The organism is Shinella sp. M27 (genome assembly GCF_049199905.1).
GTDB lineage: Bacteria > Pseudomonadota > Alphaproteobacteria > Rhizobiales > Rhizobiaceae > Shinella.
Genome location: NZ_JBLZPK010000007.1, coordinates 112,747 through 132,327, shown reverse-complemented (window position 1 = coordinate 132,327; position 19,581 = coordinate 112,747). Strand labels below are relative to the sequence as shown.

16 protein-coding genes and 1 tRNA gene are annotated in these 19,581 nt (G+C 63.6%); 5 read left to right on the top strand and 12 right to left on the bottom strand.

Going from position 1 to position 19,581, the window contains the following annotated elements; translation table 11 throughout:
- Position 1: 1 nt before the first annotated feature.
- The 7 genes from ACOZK4_RS01815 to ACOZK4_RS01785 are packed head-to-tail and all read right to left on the bottom strand — an operon-like array spanning position 2 to position 7,135.
- Positions 2 to 346, bottom strand: coding sequence for a RidA family protein (locus ACOZK4_RS01815; protein ID WP_421590083.1), 345 nt, complete (start codon positions 344 to 346; stop codon positions 2 to 4).
- Between the two features lie 35 nt (positions 347 to 381).
- Positions 382 to 1,686: an alanine racemase gene (locus ACOZK4_RS01810; RefSeq protein ID WP_421590082.1), complete on the bottom strand. Its 1,305-nt coding sequence runs from the start codon at positions 1,684 to 1,686 to the stop codon at positions 382 to 384.
- The gene (locus tag ACOZK4_RS01805; RefSeq protein ID WP_421590080.1) at positions 1,679 to 2,635 is read right to left on the bottom strand and encodes an amidohydrolase family protein; all 957 of its coding nucleotides are present in this window, start codon (positions 2,633 to 2,635) and stop codon (positions 1,679 to 1,681) included. Before ACOZK4_RS01805 ends, ACOZK4_RS01810 begins: the two co-directional genes overlap by 8 nt.
- Entirely contained in the window at positions 2,632 to 3,573 is a 942-nt protein-coding gene (locus ACOZK4_RS01800) for an ABC transporter permease (RefSeq protein ID WP_421590079.1), read from the bottom strand. Before ACOZK4_RS01800 ends, ACOZK4_RS01805 begins: the two co-directional genes overlap by 4 nt.
- A complete protein-coding gene (locus tag ACOZK4_RS01795; protein ID WP_421590077.1) occupies positions 3,570 to 4,535 on the bottom strand; it encodes an ABC transporter permease in 966 nt (321 codons plus the stop codon). Before ACOZK4_RS01795 ends, ACOZK4_RS01800 begins: the two co-directional genes overlap by 4 nt.
- Positions 4,532 to 6,040 carry a sugar ABC transporter ATP-binding protein gene (locus ACOZK4_RS01790; RefSeq protein WP_421590075.1) on the bottom strand — a complete coding sequence of 503 codons (1,509 nt, stop codon included), beginning with the start codon at positions 6,038 to 6,040 and terminating at the stop codon, positions 4,532 to 4,534. The genes ACOZK4_RS01795 and ACOZK4_RS01790 overlap by 4 nt, the downstream gene beginning before the upstream one ends.
- A gap of 21 nt (positions 6,041 to 6,061) precedes the next feature.
- A complete protein-coding gene (locus ACOZK4_RS01785; RefSeq protein WP_421590074.1) occupies positions 6,062 to 7,135 on the bottom strand; it encodes an ABC transporter substrate-binding protein in 1,074 nt (357 codons plus the stop codon).
- A gap of 227 nt (positions 7,136 to 7,362) precedes the next feature.
- On the opposite strand from ACOZK4_RS01785, the gene ACOZK4_RS01780 reads away from it, so the two are divergent.
- Entirely contained in the window at positions 7,363 to 8,151 is a 789-nt protein-coding gene (locus tag ACOZK4_RS01780; RefSeq protein ID WP_421590072.1) for an IclR family transcriptional regulator, read from the top strand.
- A 5-nt stretch (positions 8,152 to 8,156) separates the two neighbouring features.
- Here the strand turns inward: ACOZK4_RS01780 and ACOZK4_RS01775 are convergent, their stop codons facing one another.
- A complete protein-coding gene (locus tag ACOZK4_RS01775) occupies positions 8,157 to 9,371 on the bottom strand; it encodes a TIGR03862 family flavoprotein (protein WP_421590070.1) in 1,215 nt (404 codons plus the stop codon).
- Between the two features lie 125 nt (positions 9,372 to 9,496).
- Between ACOZK4_RS01775 and ACOZK4_RS01770 the strand changes: the two genes are divergently transcribed.
- Positions 9,497 to 9,898 carry a (R)-mandelonitrile lyase gene (locus ACOZK4_RS01770; RefSeq protein ID WP_421590068.1) on the top strand — a complete coding sequence of 134 codons (402 nt, stop codon included), beginning with the start codon at positions 9,497 to 9,499 and terminating at the stop codon, positions 9,896 to 9,898.
- On the opposite strand, the gene ACOZK4_RS01765 is transcribed toward ACOZK4_RS01770, so the two are convergent.
- The 4 genes from ACOZK4_RS01765 to ACOZK4_RS01750 all read right to left on the bottom strand — a co-directional run bounded on the left by ACOZK4_RS01765 (position 9,895) and on the right by ACOZK4_RS01750 (position 13,279).
- A complete protein-coding gene (locus tag ACOZK4_RS01765) occupies positions 9,895 to 10,239 on the bottom strand; it encodes a hypothetical protein (protein ID WP_421590067.1) in 345 nt (114 codons plus the stop codon). The genes ACOZK4_RS01770 and ACOZK4_RS01765 overlap by 4 nt on opposite strands.
- Before the next feature lie 174 nt (positions 10,240 to 10,413).
- The gene (locus ACOZK4_RS01760) at positions 10,414 to 12,036 is read right to left on the bottom strand and encodes an ABC-F family ATP-binding cassette domain-containing protein (RefSeq protein ID WP_421590066.1); all 1,623 of its coding nucleotides are present in this window, start codon (positions 12,034 to 12,036) and stop codon (positions 10,414 to 10,416) included.
- Between the two features lie 109 nt (positions 12,037 to 12,145).
- Positions 12,146 to 12,235: transfer RNA gene (locus tag ACOZK4_RS01755), tRNA-Ser, on the bottom strand.
- Between the two features lie 93 nt (positions 12,236 to 12,328).
- Complete coding sequence (locus ACOZK4_RS01750; RefSeq protein ID WP_421590065.1) at positions 12,329 to 13,279, bottom strand: DUF4357 domain-containing protein; 951 nt, start codon at positions 13,277 to 13,279, stop codon at positions 12,329 to 12,331.
- 97 nt (positions 13,280 to 13,376) lie between these two features.
- Between ACOZK4_RS01750 and ACOZK4_RS01745 the strand changes: the two genes are divergently transcribed.
- The 3 genes from ACOZK4_RS01745 to ACOZK4_RS01735 are packed head-to-tail and all read left to right on the top strand — an operon-like array spanning position 13,377 to position 19,578.
- Positions 13,377 to 14,945, top strand: a complete 1,569-nt coding sequence (locus tag ACOZK4_RS01745; RefSeq protein ID WP_421590063.1) for a type I restriction-modification system subunit M — start codon at positions 13,377 to 13,379, stop codon at positions 14,943 to 14,945.
- The gene (locus ACOZK4_RS01740; RefSeq protein ID WP_421590062.1) at positions 14,942 to 16,141 is read left to right on the top strand and encodes a restriction endonuclease subunit S; all 1,200 of its coding nucleotides are present in this window, start codon (positions 14,942 to 14,944) and stop codon (positions 16,139 to 16,141) included. Before ACOZK4_RS01745 ends, ACOZK4_RS01740 begins: the two co-directional genes overlap by 4 nt.
- A gap of 8 nt (positions 16,142 to 16,149) precedes the next feature.
- Positions 16,150 to 19,578: a DEAD/DEAH box helicase family protein gene (locus tag ACOZK4_RS01735; protein WP_421590061.1), complete on the top strand. Its 3,429-nt coding sequence runs from the start codon at positions 16,150 to 16,152 to the stop codon at positions 19,576 to 19,578.
- Positions 19,579 to 19,581 lie beyond the last annotated feature (3 nt).

Sequence of the window (19,581 nt, the reverse complement as noted above, 5' to 3'; positions counted from 1 at the left end):
CTCAGAGTGCCGCGACGGCGGTCATCTCGACGCGCAGGTCCGGATCGGCAAGGCGGGCCTCGACGCAGGCGCGGGCCGGCGGGTTTGCCGGATCGATCCAGGCATCGTAGACGCCGTTCATCGCATCGAAATCGACGATGGCGGGCAGGAAGACATTGACGGCCAACAGTTTCGAGCGGTCCGTGCCGGCTTCCTTCAGGAGGGCGTCGATCTTGCCGAGCACGTCGCTCGTCTGCCCCTCGATGCCAGCCTTGCGATCTTCCGCAACCTGGCCGGCGATGTAGACGAGCCCGCCATAGCTGACGGCCTGGCTCATGCGGGACCCCTTCTGGTAACGCTGGATCATAACGTGTTTTCCTTTTCTTGCCTTGGGAGGAGTAATCAGCCGAAGCTGGTGAGATAGGCCGTCGTGACCGTGTGGTCGGGCGAGAGGCCGTAGAGGATGGCGTGCCGGTCGAGGCAGGTGCAGGGATGCGAGATGCCGAATTCGACGACATCGCCGATGGCGACATCGGCCCCCGCAGGGAGTGTCACGAAGGCATGCTGGTCATTAAGACGCAGCACGGCGGCCTCGGTGAAACCGGCAAGCAATGCCCCGTCCCGATAGAGCGCGAGTGGACGCGGCAGACCCTGGTCGATCGCCACGTCCCGCAGGCCCATGCCGCAGATGGCAAGGCCCGGTTCGGGCAGGGACAGCACCTCCGCCCAGACCCGGAGCGCTGGCTTGAACACCTGCGCGGCAGACCGGACATCCGCCCCCACGCGAAACCCGTCGCGCGCATCGAGGCCGGCAAGGCCGCGTTCGTAGATGCCGTGATCGTGGAAGAAGATCGCACCGCTGCGCAGGACAAGCCGGCAATCGGGATCGGCGGCAACGGCTGCGGAGAGGCCGGCGACGACCCGGTCGAAGAAAACGGAGCCGCCGGCAGTCAGAAGGAGCGGCCGATCCTTGCCGACCCGCGCCCGAACCTGCGGCAGGAATTTTGCCGTAAGCTCCATCAGCCCGTCGATGCGGGCAAGCGTCTCCCCGGCATCCACCGTCGCGGCGGCACCCTCATAGGCGGCCACGCCGGAGAGGCGGAAGGCCGCGCTCTCGGCGGCGAGGATGACGTCCAGGATCTCCGTCGCCGCTTCGATGCTGCGGGCACCGGCGCGGCCGGCGCCGAGCTCGACCATCAGGCCCAGCGGCGGAAGGTCATTGCGCGATTGCCAGGCATCGCGTAGCGCCGCGGCGAGCGGCGTGGAATCGACGAAGATATGCAGTTCGGCATCTGGATAATGGGCGAGCAGTCCAGCCAGCCGGCAGGCGGCGGCGTGGCCGCCGATCTCGTTGGCCAGGATCAGCCGGCGCTGGCCGGCCTTCAGCAGCACGGCGGCCTGACGGATATCGGCCACCGTCGTGCCCCAGGCGCCGGCGGCGAGCAGCGCGGCGGACAAGGCGGTGGACATCGGCGTCTTGGCGTGCGGCGCGATCTCGACGCCGTGGCTCTTCACATAGGCCATCATCGCCGCAACGTTGCCAGCAAAGGCCGACTGATCGAGCGAGATCAGCGGCAGCGCCATTTTTCCATCGAACGGCTTCCAGCCTTGCCGGCCGATCGCTTGGAGCGGCAGGGCCGCGTGGCCCGGCGGAAAGCCGCGAATGCGGTCGTCGAGCAGGATATCGGCGGCGTGAAGGTCAGACATGCAGTTCTCCCTTGGCCGCGGCGGGTGCGGCCAGTTCGAGACGGTAGGTTTCATTGGCGGTGGTGAAGAACAGGGCCTGCTGCTCATCGAGCGAAAGCGGCGCGGCCAGCGTTCGGAAAACGTCGTAGATCTCATCGAAGGAAGCATGGAGGCCGGCAACCGGGAAATCGCTGGCGAACATCGCACGCGATGGACCGAAGCAGTCGAGGCAATGCTCGATGACCGGCGACAGGCTTTCCAGCGTCCAGTCATTGTCATAGGCGACGAGGTCGGAAATCTTCAACCGCACATTCGGCTCCCGGCCCAGTGCCCGCAGGCCGCTGCGCCAGATCACCATGCCGGCCGCGTCACGGTCGGCCGGGCTGCCGCCGTGGTTGAGCACGAAGAGCGTTTCGGGAAAGGCGCGCACGAGATCGAGCGCCTCGCCCATCTGCGCAGGGTAGAGCATCAGGTCGAAGACGAGGCCATGGCGGGAGAGTTCGGCAAGGCCGGCCCGCCAGACGGGATCGGCCATACGATGGGCGCGCGGGGCAAAGCTTTTCGACTGTTCCGCATGCCAGCTGACGATATCGCGGATGCCGACGACATGAGGATTGGCCGCCTCCGCTGCGATCAGCCCGATGGCATCGGGACTGTCGAGCGGCACGCGAGCGATAAAGCGGCTGGCCACGCCGCTGCTGCGGTCGAGACCGCCGAGCCAGCGGCTTTCCTCCAGCGGATGCGCATCGGACCAGCCGGCCTCGACATGCACCGTAGCGACGATGTTCTGGTTTGCCGCATCCCGGCGATAATCTTCGACGCCGTAGTCCCGCAGGATTGGCGCGAGGCTGCCATAGACCATCTCGCCGCCCGTCGCCCGCGCCTTTTCCAGCCAGGGATGGCGGCCGAGCGACAGGTCCCAGAGATGGTGGTGCGGGTCGATGACCGGCCCGCTATAACGCTCCGTCATCGCCGCGCCTCACGGCCGGAAACGAGCAGCAGTGCCAGGATCAGCGTGCCGAACATGATGGAACGCCAGCCGGGCGATGCGTTGACGACGGTGATGAGCGCAGTCGTCGTGACCAGAAGGATCGCGCCCGGAATGGTGCCGGCATAGGTGCCGCGCCCGCCGAGGATGGAGGTGCCGCCGAGCACCACGGCGGCGATCGACGTCAGGAGATAGGGATCGCCAATGCCGACATAACCCTGCCGGTTCATGCCGAGCACCAGGATGCCGGCAAGGCCCGCGAAAAAGCCGGAGAGCGCGTAGAGGATCAGCGTGTTGCGCGTCAGGCTGACACCGGAAAGGCGGGCGGCCAGCGGATTGGCGCCGATGGCGAGGAAACGCGCGCCAATGGGCATACGGTGGATGAGGGCCAGCACGACGGCCGAGACGACGAGCCAGAGCAGAACGCCGGAGGGAACACCGAGCGGCCGGGCCTGGCCGAGCAGGATGACGGCGGGATTGCTGACCGTGACGGCGCTGCCGCCGGCGACGACGACGAGCAGACCTTGCAGGAAGGTCGCCATGGCGAGCGTCATGATGATCGGCGGCACGCGCAGATAGGCCGCCCCCGCGCCATTGAGGAAACCGATGCCGGTGGCGATGGCGAGCGCCAGCGCAATGCCGACGAGGCCGGTCGGATCCCAGGCGGGCGAGATCAGCGGCAGCAGGATCGCCGTCACCGTGATGATGGCGCCGACCGAGAGATCGATGCCGCCCATCAGGATGACCAGTGTCTGGCCCGCGGCGGCAATGCCGATGACGGCGGCAAGCTCCAGCAGATAGCGCAGGTGCCCATAGGCGCCGAAACCGCGCAGGGTGAGGCCGGCGATAAGCCAGACGAGCGCCACCAGAACGAAGGTGAGCAGCGGCGGATTGCGGAAGATGGATTTCACGGCGCTCAACGCTTTGCCCTCCATGCTTTCAGAAGCTCCGGCACCGCGACGGCGCCGACGATGATCAGGCCCTGCGCGATGTATTGCGCGACCGGCGGAAAGCCGAGGAAGAACATCACGTTGATCATGACGGAAAGCAGCAGACTGCCGCAGATCGCCCCGCGCATCGTGCCCTTGCCGCCGAGGAACCCGACGCCGCCGAGCACGGCGGCCGCAATGGAATTCAGCGTGAAGGGCGCGCCGATGACGGGATCGCCCGAGCCCGTCTGAGCCGCGACGAAGAGGCCGGCGAGCGCCGTGAGCAGGCCCGACAAAGCGAAGGCGACGATCTTCGCCCGCTCCACCGGCACGCCGGAGCGGAAAGCCCCGACCGGGTTGTCGCCGGCCGCGTAGATGCCGAGGCCGAGCGGGGTGGCGAGGAACGCCTTCCACGCAACCAGCACGACGACGAGCAGCAGGAAGGCGACGGGCGTGTGGCCGGCCAGCATGTTCGACAGCCAGCCGGGAATGAAGCCGCCGGGACGCGGCAGCAGGATCAGCGCGACGCCGGTGATGATGAAGGAGCCGGCCAGCGTGACGATGATCGCAGGCAGTCTCAGATGCGCAACGATTGCACCGATGACGGCACCGATGGCAAGGCCGGTCAACGCGACGGCGACGATACCGCCGGGCACGCCAAACACACCGTCCATGGTCGTGGCGGCGATGACGGCGCCGAGGCTGACGAGCGGGCCGATGGCGAGCGTGATGCCGCCATTCAGCATCAGCAGCGCCTGCGCCATCGTCACCAGCGCGAGCGGAAACCAGTTCTGCGTGAATTTCGAGAAACCGCCGACCGACAGGATGCCCGGAAACAGCACGGCATAGAGGATGAGAAAGGCGGCGACGACGAGATAGAGTCCGCCGAGACCGCGATTGCGGCGGCGCTGGATGGCGCCATAAAGCCATGAGGAGGACGAAACAGCGCTCATGCGGCCGCTCCCTTTCTGTCGATGCCCATGGCCGCGCCGACGATGGCCTCTTCGCTGATCGCCTCGCCTGCCAACTCGGCAGCGACGCGTCCCTCGCGCAGCACCACGACGCGGTCGCAGAGATGGACGAGCTCCGGCGTATCGGAGCTGGCGATGATGACGAGCCGCCCTTCGGCGGCAAAGCCGCGCAGCATCAGGTAGATTTCCCGTTTGGTCTCGATGTCGACGCCGCGCGTCGGATCGTTGAGCAGCAGCACGGACGGATCGAGCGGCAGCCATTTGGCAAGCGCGACCTTCTGCTGATTGCCGCCGGAAAGCGCCTGGACGGGACGGGCGACGTCGCCCTTGATGGTGAGCCGTCTGGCAAGCTCGGCGATCAGCCCGGTTTCAGCCGCACGATCGCGAAAACCGTTGCGGGCAAGGCGTCCAAGCGAGGGGAGGATCAGGTTGGACGCGATGGAATGGGGCAGGACCAGCCCCTCATGTTTACGGTCGGCCGGCACATAGACGAGGCCGGCAGCGTTCGCCGCACCGACATGGGCCGGCAGGCCCGATTTGCCGGAGACCTCCGCCTTGTCCGCTCTCGCGGAAATGGCGCCGTAGAGCCCGAGCAGCAGGTCTTCCTGCCCCTGCCCCACCAGGCCGCCGATGCCGACGATCTCGCCGGCCCGGCCGGAAAAGCCGATATCGCGCACGAGACCGGCGGAAAAGCCTTCGACATGGATGCGCAACGCGCCGGGATTGGCGGCGGCACGCGGCGGGAAGAGATCACCTGTCTCGCGGCCGACCATCAGGCGCACCAGCCCCTCGCCGTCGATGCCCGACAGCGACTGGTCCGCCGTGACGCCGCCGTCCTTGAGCACCGTGACGTGGGAGCAGAGCGCCTGAACCTCGTTAAGGCGATGGGAAATATAGAGAAGCGCCGTGCCGCGATCGCGCAGGGTCTCGATGAGACCGGCAAGAATGCCCGCCTCATGCGCCGAGAGCGAGGAGGTCGGCTCGTCGAGGATCAGAACGCGCGGCTTGCGATAGAGCGCCTTGGCGATCTCCACCATCTGCCGCCGACCGAGCGCGAGATCGGCGACGGGCATATCGAGCGGTTCGGTGAGGCCGACCATGGCGCAGACGTCACGCACGCCGCGATGCAGTTCGGCATAGTCGATCAGGCCGAAACGGCGCGGGAAGGCGCCGAGCCCGATATTTTCCGCAATCGACAGGTCCGCCGTGAGGCTCAGCTCCTGCTGCACCACGGCGATGCCGGCCGCGCGGGCGGCGGCCGGGCTGAAACGCCCGACCGGCCTGCCGTCGACGGCAATCGTGCCGCTATCCGGCTGGAGAGCGCCGGAGAGAAGGTTGATCAGCGTGGATTTTCCCGCACCGTTCTCCCCGAGCAGGGCGTGAACCCTGCCCGGATGAAGGGCGATATCGACGCCCTTCAGAACGGGATTGCCGAAAAATCCCTTGAACACCTGCCGGGCTTCCAGCAGGGGTTTTTGATCCGTCATGACGGCATCCTTCAACCGGGATTACTTCTGGGCGAGCAGCTTGTCGAACAGCGCCTGGTCGTAATCCGAGTAGATGTAGCCGTCGGCCGGGAACTGGTCGGCGCGGGCGAGATAGCCGTCGATCGTGCTGTCATCGATAACAGGCAGCGGCACCTTGACGAAGGCCGGCACATCCTTGCCTTCCAGCGCCTGAACGGCCGTATAGACCGAGAGCGCGCCCAGCCAGTTCGGCTGCATGGTGGCCCAGCCCTTCAGGCCCTTTTCCTTCCACAGTTCGAGGAACTGGCGGGCGTTTTCACCGGTGATCGGAACCTGCTCGCGGCCCTGGCGGTCAAAGGCCATGACGGAGCCGGCCGACAGCGCGCCGCCGAGCGAGAGCACGCCGTCGATTTCCGGATTGGCGAAGAGCAGGCTGGTCATCGCTTCCTGCGCGGGGGCCGCGTTGTATTCCGTATTGGTCTCGGTGATGATTTCGAGGCCCGGATTGGCGTCGAGCACCGGCTGGGCGCCCTTGCGGCGGTCATCGCTGACGGAGATGCCGGCCGGGCCGTTCATGACGATGATCTTGCCCTTGCCGCCGAGCTGGTCGGACAGCCACTTGGCCGCACCCGCACCCCATTCGCTGGAATCGGTGTTGATCTTCGCCGTCACCTTGTCGGTGTTGACGAGGCTGTCGAAGTTGACGACGGCGATGCCTTTGTCGCAGGCGTCGGAAATCACGCGATCGAGCGCGTTGGACGAGCCGGCGATGACGACGATGGCATCGACATTGGCATCGATCATCGACTGGATGTGCTGGATCTGCGTCTGGGCATTGCCTTGCGCGTCCGTGATCATCAGGTCCTTCACGAGGCCGGCCTTTTTCAGCTCCTCGACCTCGGCGGCGATCGTGCCTTCCGTCTGCTTCATCCAGGTCGGCACCGAATAGATGTTCGCCCAGCCGACCGTATAGGGCGCCTTGCGATCGCCCTTGATGCAATTGGCGGCGGCGGACGCCGTGCCGGCCGAAAGCGCAAGCAGGCCCATGGCGACGGCGGCGCCCGCGAAGAGGCGGCTGCGCAGCGAAGCGGACGGGTTGTTCTCAAAAGTCTTCATTGTCGATCCCCTTTTGTGTGCGGCAGCAGAAACGGGCTTGCCATCCGTCAATGTCCAATATAATGTACAAATGATCTAAATACCGGACGTCGCGATCTTATGCCGAATTTTGCGCTCCGCAAGAGGGGTGCCGAAATTTCCTGCGCGGAAGGCAAGGCGCACGCATTGACAGCGGCAGCGCCCGGGATGAGAAGCTTGGCGGCAACGAGAGGCAGGAAGGAACGACGATGGATGCAGTTCTGGACGAAGCGGCGGGAAAGCGCGCACGCGGGCTCGACCGGGCCTTCGAGATCCTCGACTTCCTGCGCGAGAAGCGCCAGGCGCTGAAGCCGAACGAGATCGCTGCGCAGATCGGCGCGCCACGCTCATCGGTTTACGAGCTGGTGAACCTGCTTCTGCGCAACGGCATCCTGGAATTCACCGGCGGCGAGGGCCGCGTCTATCTCGGCCGAAAGCTCTATTTCCTCGGCGCGGCCTATGAGAACCATTTCGATTTCACGCGCGAATGCGAGGCGGCGCTGGAACGGCTGGCCGACGAGACGCGCGAGACCGCGCAGTTCTGCATGCTGGACGGCAACAAATACACCGTCGTGCGCATGCGCGAAGGGGCGCGGCCCTTCCGCATCTCCACCGATGTCGGCCAGTCCGTGCCGATCCCGTGGACGGCATCAGGCCGCGTGCTCGTATCGCATATGACCGATGCCGAAATCCTCGCCTTCATTCCGGCGCAGGATTTCCAGCTGCCGAGCGGCGAATGGCTCGATCCGGCCACCTTCCTCGCCGAGGTGCGCGCGGCCGAAGGCGACGGCCATTTCACCTTCAACAGCATCGTCGACAGCTTTACCCACTGCTTTGCCGTGCCCGTCATGGGCGATGAAGGCCATGCCGTCGCGACGCTCTGCCTCGTTGCGCCGCGCGCCGACGGGCTTGCCAATCGCGAGCAATATCTCGCCTGCCTGAAGGACGCCGCCCGGCGCCTTGGCGGCCACACGCCGGCGCAGGCGAAACGCGCCTGAGCGCCTTACATTTTATTGGATAGCCGGCGATCGATCCCGGCTGCCGCCGCGCGGCCGGTCGCAAAACAGGCCGTCAGCAGATAGCCGCCGGTCGGCGCTTCCCAGTCGATCATCTCGCCGGCGGCGAAGACGCCCGGCAGCGCCTTCAGTCCATAATCCTCGCCAAGCGCCTCGAAACGGATGCCGCCGGCCGAAGAGATCGCCTCGGCGATCGGCCGTGGCCGGACGAGACGGATGGGCAGGGCCTTCACCGCGGCCGCTAGCGCCTCCGGCGAGAGACCCGTGACATCCGCAATGCACTCCCGCAGGAGCGCCGCCTTGACGCCATCCAGCCCAGCGCCCTTGCGCAGCCGGGTCGAAAAGCTCGCCTTGCCGCCCTGGCGGGCAAAATCCGCAGCCAGCCGCTTGGCGCTTCGCCCCGGCGCAAGATCCACCACCAGCGCCGCCGACCCCGCCACCTCCAGCGCATCGCGCAGCACCGCCGCATGGGCATAGACCAGGCTGCCCTCGATTCCGGTTTTCGAGATGACGAACTCGCCGGGAACCGTGCCGGCGGCCGATTGCGCGGTCACGCCCTTCACCGCCGCACCCGCAAATTTCTCGATGAGGACAGGCGACCAGTCCACGTCGAAGCCGCAATTGGCCGGACGCAGCGGCGCGATGCCGACACCCTTCTCCGCCAGCCATTCCACCCAGGCGCCATCCGATCCAAGCCGCGGCCAGCTCGCCCCGCCGAGCGCCAGAAGCACCGCATCGAACCCCATCACCGTCTCGCCCTCGGGCGTCTCGATCCCCAACCCGCCCTCGGCAAAACCCGTCCAGCGATGCCGCACGCGGATATCGACCCCCTGCCCCTCCAGCCGCGCCCGCCAGGCGCGCAACAGCGGCGACGCCTTCATGACCTCGGGAAAGACCCGGCCGGACGTGCCGACGAAGGTTTTCGTGCCAAGGCCCTCCGCCCAGGCCCGGAGGTCATTTGGCGTGAACCCGTCGAGTGTCGCGCGCAGCCGTTCATTGGCAGCACCGAAACGATTGACGAACCGTGCATAGGGCTCGGAATGGGTGATGTTCAGGCCGGATTTCCCCGCGAGCAGAAACTTGCGCCCGATCGTCGGCATCGCCTCAAGCACGGTCACGGCATGGCCGCGGGCCGACAGCACCTCTGCCGCCATCAGCCCGGCCGGCCCGCCGCCGACGATCCCGATCCGTCGTCCACTCATTTGCTTCGCCTCAAAACCCACTGCGCCGTCATAGAGCGTCTGCCGCCACTTCGCCAGCAATCGCCTTATCGCGTGAACGCACAGCGTGGCCGGTATAGGATCGCACGACGAATCGGGAGACATCCATGGATATCAAGCGCAACGGCACCAGCCCCTCGGCCTCCGGCCCGGCCGACTATTTCACCGGCACCGTCCGTCTCGACACGCCCTTCAAGGCGGAAGCGCCCGGATGCGCCGGCGGCGCCATCGTCACCTTCGAACCCGGCGCCCGTACCGCCTGGCACACCCATCCGCTCGGCCAGACCGTCATCGTGACATCCGGCCTCGGCTGGGCGCAGCGCGACGGCGGGCCGATCGAGGAAATCCGTCCCGGCGACGTCGTCTGGTTTCCGCCGGGCGAAAAGCATTGGCACGGCGCCACCGACAAGACCGCCATGACCCACATCGCCATCGCCGAATCGGAAAACGGCTCGCCGGTAACCTGGCTGGAAAAGGTGACGGACGCGCAATATCTCGGCCGATCCTAATCGACCGGCGGCCGGTATTTTCGCGTGAAAGGCACACCGTTGAACGTGTGCGTGCAGCAGGCGCAGCTCGGCTCCATCTGCACGACACTCAAATGCGGATCCACGCGCTGCAGACGATTGGCCTCATCCACGAAGAGGCCGCTGTAATAGGCGCTCTCGCCCATGCCCACGAACGGCTTCCTCTCCGCCTCCGACCGCGCGACCATCCAGAAGATCGGTTCGGCCCCGTCGAGCCGGGCAATCGCCTCGGCATGCATGGCGTCCCAATCGTCCCCCACACGCGACAGCAGGAACTTGAAGAGCGGCGTATAATCGAGCCCGTGCCGCTGCCGGCCACCCATCACGCCCGCATGCACACGCTCCTCGCGCCGCCGGGAGGGCCTTTAGTCCTCGCCCCCGCCGTGGCGCACACCGTGCGTGCGCGTGCTGACGTGGCGGTAAAGCGACTTCTTTCGGTCCATGCGCCCCTCCGGTCTCGTCCGTCTTAACGCATGGCGCGCGTCGGAGACAGCCGATCAGACGTGGAGACCGGGCGCCTCGTGGCCGGACTGAGCGACATATTCCGTATAACCGCCCGGATATTGATGCACGTCGTCACCGTTGAGCTCCAGCACCCGGTTTGACAGCGCGCCGAGGAAGCGCCGGTCGTGTGACACGAACAGCATCGTGCCCTCATAATCGGCAAGCGCCTTGATCAGCATCTCCTTGGTGTCGAGATCGAGATGGTTCGTCGGCTCGTCAAGGATCAGGAAATTCGGCGGGTCAAACAGCATGGCCGCCATGACCAGCCGCGCCTTCTCGCCGCCCGAAAGCACGCGGCACTTCTTCTCCACGTCATCGCCGGAAAATCCGAAGCAGCCGGCCAGCGTGCGCAGCGGCCCCTGGCCTGCGCGCGGAAACTCCGTCTCCAGCCATTCGAACACCGTCAGGTCGCCATCGAGCAGATCCATAGCATGCTGTGCAAAATAGCCGACCTTGACGCTCGCGCCGATCGTCACGCTGCCCTGGTCCGGCGTGGCCGCCCCGGCGACCAGCTTCAGCAGCGTCGATTTACCCGCACCATTGACACCCATCACGCACCAGCGCTCGCGGCGGCGGATGAGAAAGCTGAAATCGCTATAGATCGTGCGGCTGCCATAAGCCTTATCGACATTCCTGAGATTGACGACATCCTCGCCGGAGCGCGGCGCCGGCTGGAATTCGAACATCACGGTCTGGCGGCGGCGCGGCGGCTCGACGCGCTCGATCTTGTCGAGCTTCTTCACGCGGCTCTGCACCTGCGCGGCATGCGAGGCGCGCGCCTTGAAGCGCTCGATGAACTTAATCTCCTTGGCGAGCATCGCCTGCTGGCGCTCGAACTGCGCCTGCTGCTGTTTCTCGTTCTGCGCGCGCTGCTGCTCGTAGAAGCCGTAATCGCCGGAATAGGTGGTGAGCGACCCGGCATCGATTTCGATGATTTTCGTCACGATGCGGTTCATGAATTCGCGGTCGTGCGAGGTCATCAAAAGCGCCCCGTCATAGGTCTTCAGGAACTGCTCTAGCCAGATCAGGCTTTCGAGATCGAGATGGTTGCTCGGTTCGTCGAGCAACATGACATCCGGCCGCATGAGCAGGATGCGGGCCAGCGCCACGCGCATCTTCCACCCGCCCGAAAGCTTGCCGACGTCACCGTCCATCATCTCCTGGCTGAAGCTCAGGCCCGCCAGAACCTCGCGCGCCCGGCTTTCCAGCCCATAGCCGTCGAGCTCCTCATAGCGCGCCTGGACCTCGCCATAACGCTCGATGATCGCATCCATCTCATCGAGCCTGTCGGGATCGACCATCGCCGCCTCAAGTTCCCGCAGCTCCGCCGCAACCGAACTCACCGGGCCCGCGCCGTCCATCACCTCGGTGACGGCGCTGCGCCCCTCCATCTCGCCGACATCCTGGCTGAAATAACCGATCGAGACATTCTTTTCCGTGGAGACCTGTCCCTCGTCCGGCTGCTCCTGCCCCGTGATCATCCGGAACAGCGTCGTCTTACCCGCCCCGTTCGGCCCCACAAGCCCGATCTTCTCACCCTTGTTCAAGGCGGCCGCAGCCTCAATGAAGAGAATGCGGTGGCTGTTGGACTTGCTGATATTCTCGATACGGATCATGGAAAAACGGGCCTCGTCGTGTTCCGCGCCCTATGCCACGGCGGGACACACAAAGTCCATGCGCTCCCTTCGGGAACGCCGGTCATTTCAAGCCTCGGCAAAGAAACAATGGCGGAGAGGGTGGGATTCGAACCCACGATACGGTTGCCCGTATGCCGCATTTCGAGTGCGGTGCGTTCGACCACTCTGCCACCTCTCCGCATAGTCGGTCGGCTCTGTTGAGCGCGGGGTGGTTAATATCTGCAGATTCAGGTGCTGGCAAATTCAAGGGAGGGATGAGCCGAGTGTGGCCTCACTGTGCCGGATCGTCAGGCGATTGACCTGTCGCAGCAATACCGAGGATAGCGCCCAGGGGCATATTGTCGATCTCTCTGGCCCAATCCATGTATCCGGTAGAGCTCCTGCCCTTAACTAGCGCGGACGCTGGAGAAGGCTTCGAGAATGGTATGTCTCGCATGAGTTCGAGATAATCACCATGTCCGACGAGTTCACCGTCCTCGATCAGCTGTTGCCGAAGCTTTCTAACGTTTGCCGGCAGACTGTCGGTGATTTTGGCATTGATCCTGGAGCCAGACATCAGCGTGTAGGCGCCGTTCTCATAGCGTAGAAATGCACGGTCATCAGGGCGTCGGGGTAGTGTCGAATAGAGCCTAAGCGAGAGGCCATCGTTTCCAACGACAGGATCTAATGTCGGCTTAGCAGACGAGGGCGATGCAGATGTGCGCTCCTGGACAGAAAACAGATCATATCCCAGCGCCTCAAGCACATATATCATGTTGCTGAGGTAGGTCCGCATCGTGGCGATGTCCGCGCGGGGCAGGTTGGAGCCGGTCGGCTTGTTGGTGTTCGCGACGAGAACTTTGCCGCTGTTACCCTTCAGGATTGACCATAGTTCGCGCTCGAGCCACTTAACGTGCGCTCGTGTCAGATTGTCGTCCTTGCTCGTGAAAATGAGAAAGGTGTCGAAATCGATGGGAAATTTACCGCTCGTATAACGCTGCGAAAAGTCGTCGCTTTCTCCGACGTAGATTTCCGGCAGGTCGTCGTCGGCGCTCGAGCGGATCAGCAGATAGACACAAGATCGGCTGAGAACTTCGTCCTCGAGCGCCTTCTTGAAAAACTCGGGCTGTCCGGTGATGGCCACGCCCGTCCAGTTGTCGAGCTCGACCGTTCGAAGACTACGCGGATCCTGGCCTGTGATAAAGATCTTCACGACGCGGCCAACGAGCTCACCCAGACTCATGCATCACCCATAGCACTTCAACTTCCCGATGCATCTTCAGTAGCACGGCCTGATGCCGTAGTGTCAAACCCGATTCGGATGGTGACAGGGACTGCGCATGCTCACAGGTGAAATTCGCTCGAAGGTCGATCAGGTCTGGAATGCCTTCTGGGCGGGCGGGATCGCAAATCCGCTCGAGGTGATCGAGCAGATCACCTACCTGCTTTTCATGCGCGGCCTGGATGACATCCAGACCCGTGAGGAAAACAAGGCCAACATGCTCGGCCGGCCGATGGAGCGGGTGATCTTTCCGGACGGCGTTTACCGCACCTTGCGGGATGAAGAGACGGGGGAGATCAGGGAAGAGATCGCCTATGCCATGCTGCGCTGGTCGCGCTTCAAGAACGACGATCCGGCCCGCATGTTCTTCATCGTCTCGGAGAATGTCTTTCCCTTCCTGCGCGACATGGCGGAGAAAGGCACGGCCCATTCCGAGCACATGAAAGGCGCGCGCTTCACCATCCCCACACCGGGCCTTCTTGCCAAGGTGGTCGACATGCTGGCGGAAATCCCGCTGGAGGACCGCGACACCAAGGGCGATCTCTACGAATACATGCTCGGCAAGATCGCGTCGGCCGGCCAGAACGGCCAGTTCCGCACGCCGCGTCACATCATCAAGCTGATGGTGGAGCTGACGAAACCGACGCCGCAGGACGTGATCTGCGATCCAGCGAGCGGCACCTGCGGCTTCCTGGTCGCGGCCGGCGAATATCTGCGTGAGCACCACAAGGGCCTGTTTCGCGATGCGGCGCTCAACCGGCATTTCCATGACGGCATGTTCTACGGCTATGATTTCGACCAGACCATGCTGCGCATCGGTTCGATGAATATGCAGCTGCACGGCGTCGAGGGCGCCGATATCCGCTACCGGGATTCGCTCTCCTCCAGCCATGGCGACGATGCCGATAAATACTCGCTGATCCTCGCCAACCCGCCCTTCGCCGGCTCGCTGGATTACGAGACGACCGCCAGTGACCTACTTTCCATCGTCAAGACGAAGAAGACCGAGCTTCTGTTCATGGCGCTGTTCCTGAAGCTCCTGAAACCCGGCGGGCGCGCGGCCGTGATCGTGCCGGATGGCGTGCTGTTCGGCTCGTCCACGGCGCACAAGGCGATCCGGAAAATGCTGGTGGACGACCACAAGCTCGACGCCATCGTCAAGCTGCCGTCGGGCGTATTCCGGCCCTATGCCGGCGTCTCAACAGCCATCGTCCTCTTCACCAAGACCAATTCCGGCGGCACGGATCACGTCTGGTTCTACGACCTGCAGGCCGACGGCATGAGCCTGGACGACAAACGTCAGATGCTGGTGGCCGAGGAGAAATTCGGCCCGGTGCCGAAGGAGAAGCTCAGCGATAGCGAGCACGCGAAGAACAACCTGCCGGATGTCGTCGCCCGCTGGGCTGAGCGCGCCGGCACCGAGCGCGACAACCCGCGCACGGAGCGGAGTTTCACGGTGACGCGGGAGGAGATCGCGGCGGCGGACTATGATCTTTCGCTCAACCGCTACAAGGAAGTGGTGCATGAGGCGGCGGAGCATCGACCGCCGAAGGAGATCATTGCGGAGTTGCTCAAGCTGGAGGACGAGATCGCGGCGGGACTAAAAGAGCTGGAGGCTATGCTGTGAGTGCTCGGACTGCTCGTCTCGATGAAGTCTGCGAAATCAATCCAAGAGCGCCGAAGAATATAAACGACGATACCGTGGTGTCATTTCTTCCGATGAGTGCGGTTTCCGAAGATGGATACGTCGCGTATGAGGAAGCGCGCATATATCGTGAGGTGAAGAAGGGTTATACCTACTTCGAGCGCGGTGATGTTCTCGTCGCCAAGATCACGCCTTGCTTTGAGAACGGAAAAGCGGCCTCGACTGAGACAATCCAGAACAAGCTCGGCTTCGGCTCGACGGAATTTCATGTCCTACGTCCTTCGCTTGCTCTCGATCCGAAGTATGCTTTTCACCTGCTGTGGAGCGAGCGATTCAGGAAGATTGGCGAGAAGGGAATGACAGGCAGTGCGGGCCAGAAGCGCGTCCCGGCCGACCTCCTGAAACGCCTTGAAATCCCCCTCCCGATACTCGGCGAGCAGAAGCGGATCGCAGCGATCCTGGATAAGGCCGATCACATGCGCCAGAAACGCCGTCAGGCCATCACGCTGCTCGACAGCCTCACCCAGTCGATCTTTCTGGAGATGTTCGGGGATCCGGTGAGCAATCCGAAGGGATGGAGATCCGAAGCACTCGGCGACGTTCTCAGCGATATCGAAAGTGGCTGGAGTCCAAGCTGCCTAGATCGGCCAGCGCTCGATCATGAATGGGGCGTTCTAAAGCTTAGCGCTGTAACGTCAGGTGTTTTCCGCGAGGCAGAGCAAAAAGCTTTGCCAAGCGAATTAAGACCACGACCAAAAATTGAAATCCAAGCAGGCGATGTCCTCTTTACGCGAAAAAATACCTATGATTTGGTTGCTGCGTGCGCACTCGTTGGCAACGTAAGATCCAAACTTATGCTCTCTGATTTGATATTCCGTCTGGTGGTTCGCGACCAAGAGCAACTATCGCCCACGTATTTGTGGGCATGCCTCTCAAACCGTAGGCTGAGATCACAGATTCAATCGTTGGCTGGAGGATCTGCCGGATCGATGCCGAACATATCCAAGGAAAAACTCCGCGGAGTTCTGATTCCGGTGCCTGATGGCGAAAGCCAAAGATCATTTCAGGCCAAAGCCATGGCGACCATCGCACAAAAGAAGCGCCAGCTTTTGGGCTTGGCGGAAGCTGAAACCCTCTTCTCCTCCCTCCAACACCGCGCCTTCACCGGCCAGCTCTGAGGGTCACCATGTCCAACTTCGCCTTCCTCTCTGCCGAATTCCCCGAAATCTTCGACAGCGCGAAGCGGGCGGAGGTTTTGGTCGAAGGCGATCCGCGGGCGGCTGCGTTTTATGCGCGGCGGACGGTGGAACTGGCGGTGCAATGGGCCTACACGCATGATCCGGGCCTGAAATTTCCCTATCAGAGCAATATCTCGGCGCTGATCCACGAGCCGAGTTTTCAGAAACTCGCCGGCCAGGCGGTGTTTTCCAAGGCGCGCGTCATCATCAAGATCGGCAACCAGGCGGTCCATGAAAGCCGCGAGACGAAGCCGGCCGAAGCGGCCAATGCCGTGCGCGAGTTGTTCCACCTATGCTTCTGGCTGGCCCGCACCTATGCACGCAAGGAGCGTCCCGCCGACAGCCTTGCCTTCGATCCCGCCGCCCTCTCCCGCAAAAACGATGTGGTGAAGCGCGCCTTTGCCGAACTCACCCGCATGAAGGGCGAGATGGAGGCGAAGGACAAGACCTTCGAAGCCATGTTGCGCGACAAAGCCGATCTCGACGCGGAACTTGCGCGCCTACGCGCCGAGGTCGCCCACGCCCGCCGCGAGAACGAGGCTCGGCCCGATCGTCACGACTATTCGGAAGCCGAGACCCGCGATCTCTACATCGACCTGTTGCTGAAGGAGGCGGGCTGGAAACTGGACAGCCCGCGCGACCGCGAGTTTCCGGTCGAGGGCATGCCGAATGCCGAAGCGAAGGGGTTCGTCGATTATGTTCTGTGGAGCGACGACGGCAAGCCCCTGGCGCTGATCGAAGCCAAACGCACCAAGCGCGATCCCCGCGCCGGCCAGCAGCAGGCCAAGCTCTATGCTGACTGCCTGGAGAAACAGTTCGGCCAGCGGCCGGTGATCTTCACCTCCAACGGCTACGAGCACTGGATCTGGGACGATAGCGCCTATCCGCAACGCGCCGTTTCCGGCTTCTACAAGAAGGACGAGCTGGTGCTGATGATCCAGCGGCGCACCAGCCGCAAGCCGATCGCGGGATTGGCCGTCAACAGGGAGATCGCCGGCCGCTATTACCAGACCCGCGCCATCTCCCGCGTCGCCGAGGCGTTCGAGACCCACAGGCAGCGCAAGAGCCTGCTGGTCATGGCGACCGGCTCCGGCAAGACGCGCACGGTGATCGCGCTTGTCGACCTCTTGATGCGCGCTGGCTGGGTGAAGCGGGTGCTCTTCCTCGCCGACCGCGTGGCGCTGGTGAACCAGGCCGTGCGCGAATTCAAGCGGCAGCTGCCGGAGACGTCGCCGGTCAATCTGGTGACGGAGAAGAACGGCGAGGGCCGCGTCTTCCTCTCGACTTATCCGACGATGATGAACCTGATCGACGAGCGCAAGGCAGGCGAGGCGCGTTTCGGCTCCGGTCATTTCGATCTCGTGATCATCGACGAGGCGCACCGCTCGGTCTATCAGCGTTATGGTGCGATCTTCGACTATTTCGACAGCCTGCTCGTCGGCCTCACCGCGACGCCGAAGGATGAGATCGACCGCAACACCTACGGCCTGTTCGACCTTGAGGACGGCGTGCCGACCGACGCCTATTCGCTCAATAAGGCGGTGGAGGACGAATATCTCGTGCCGCCGCATTCGGTTTCCGTGCCGCTCAAATTCCAGCGTGAGGGCATCCGCTACGACGATCTTTCCGATGACGAGAAAGAGCAGTGGGACATGCTGGAATGGGACGAGGAGGATGGCGACCCGCCCGACAGCGTCAACGCCGAAGCCGTCAACAAGTGGCTGTTCAACGCCGACACTGTCGACAAGGTCCTGGCGCATGTAATGACCGAGGGGCTGAAGGTCTCCGGCGGTGATCGTCTCGGCAAGACCATCATCTTCGCCAAGAACCAGAGCCATGCCGAGTTCATCGAGGAGCGCTTCAACCGTGCCTATCCGCACCTTTCCGGCCATTTCGCACGTGTCATCACCTTCAAGACCGAATATGCGCAGAGCCTGATCGACGATTTTTCGAAGAAGGACGGCAATCCGCATATCGCGATCTCGGTGGATATGCTCGACACCGGCATCGACGTGCCGGAAGTCGTCAATCTCGTGCTGTTCAAGCTGATCCGCTCGAAGACGAAGTTCTGGCAGATCATCGGCCGCGGCACGCGCCTCTGCCCCGATCTTTTCGGCCCCGGCGAGGACAAGGAGTTCTTCCGCGTCTTCGACTATTGCCAGAACCTGGAATTCTTCCGCCAGAACCCGCAGCCGGACGATGGCCGAAACGCCAGGAGCCTGAACGAACGGCTGTTCGCCGCCCGCTTCGACCTTGTCCGCGCTCTGGACGAGAAGCGGAGGCTGGGTGTGGCGGAGCCGGATCAGGACGACTATGACGCCGGCGTCGAAAAGCGGGAAGACGAAAAGCCGCTCGACGAGCGAACGATCCGCGACGAGGCGCTCGCTGCGCTGCAAACCTATGTCGCCGGCATGAACCTCGACAACTTCATCGTGCGGGGCAAGCGCCGCACCGTCGAGAAATACAAAGCCGCCGAGGCCTGGAGCGACCTGACGGACACCATGCGCGACGAGCTGCTCGACGAGGTCGCTCCCCTGCCGAGCGAGGTGAAGGGCGAGGCGGAAGAGGCGAAACGCTTCGATCTCCTGATCTTCGGCCTGGAGCTCGCGCTGCTCAAGGGCTCGAAGAGCTTCGACAGGCTGAAGAAGCAGCTGATCGAAATCGCTTCGGCACTCGACGAGCAGACTGCGATCCCGATCATCGCCGCACAGCATCCGCTGATCCTCGATATCCTCTCCGATATCTCGTGGGAGGGCATCACCGTGCCGCTGCTCGAACTGGTGCGGCTCAGGCTCCGCGGCCTCGTGCAGCATATTGAGAGGGGCAAGCGCAAGATCGTCTACACCGATTTCGAGGACGAGCTCGGCCAGGGCGCCGAAATCGATCTGCCGGAGGTCGGTGAGGTCGATTTCGCCCGCTTCAAGCGCAAGGCCCGGCATTTCCTGCGCGAACACGAGGATCACATCGCCATCGCCAAGCTGCGCCATGGCAAGCCTCTGACCACGACCGACATCGAAGAACTGCAAGCGATGCTATTGACGGCCGGCATCGGCGACGCAAAGCACCTGGAGAAGGCGACAGAGGTAGCCCACGGCTTCGGTGCCTTCGTCCGCTCGTTGGTCGGCCTCGACCGCGCAGCCGTCGCCGAAGCATTCTCCGGCTTCGTCTCGGACAGCGGTGCCACGGCCGACCAGATCGAGTTCATCGACATGGTGATCGAGCACCTGACGGAGAAGGGCGTGATGGATCCCGGCCTGCTCTACGAGAGCCCGTTCATCGACGTCGCGCCCGAAGGACCGCAGCAAGTCTTCGACTTCGAGAAGACAAAGAAACTGGTCGAAGTGATCCGGGGCTTGAACGAAAGCGCGGCGGGGTAAGGC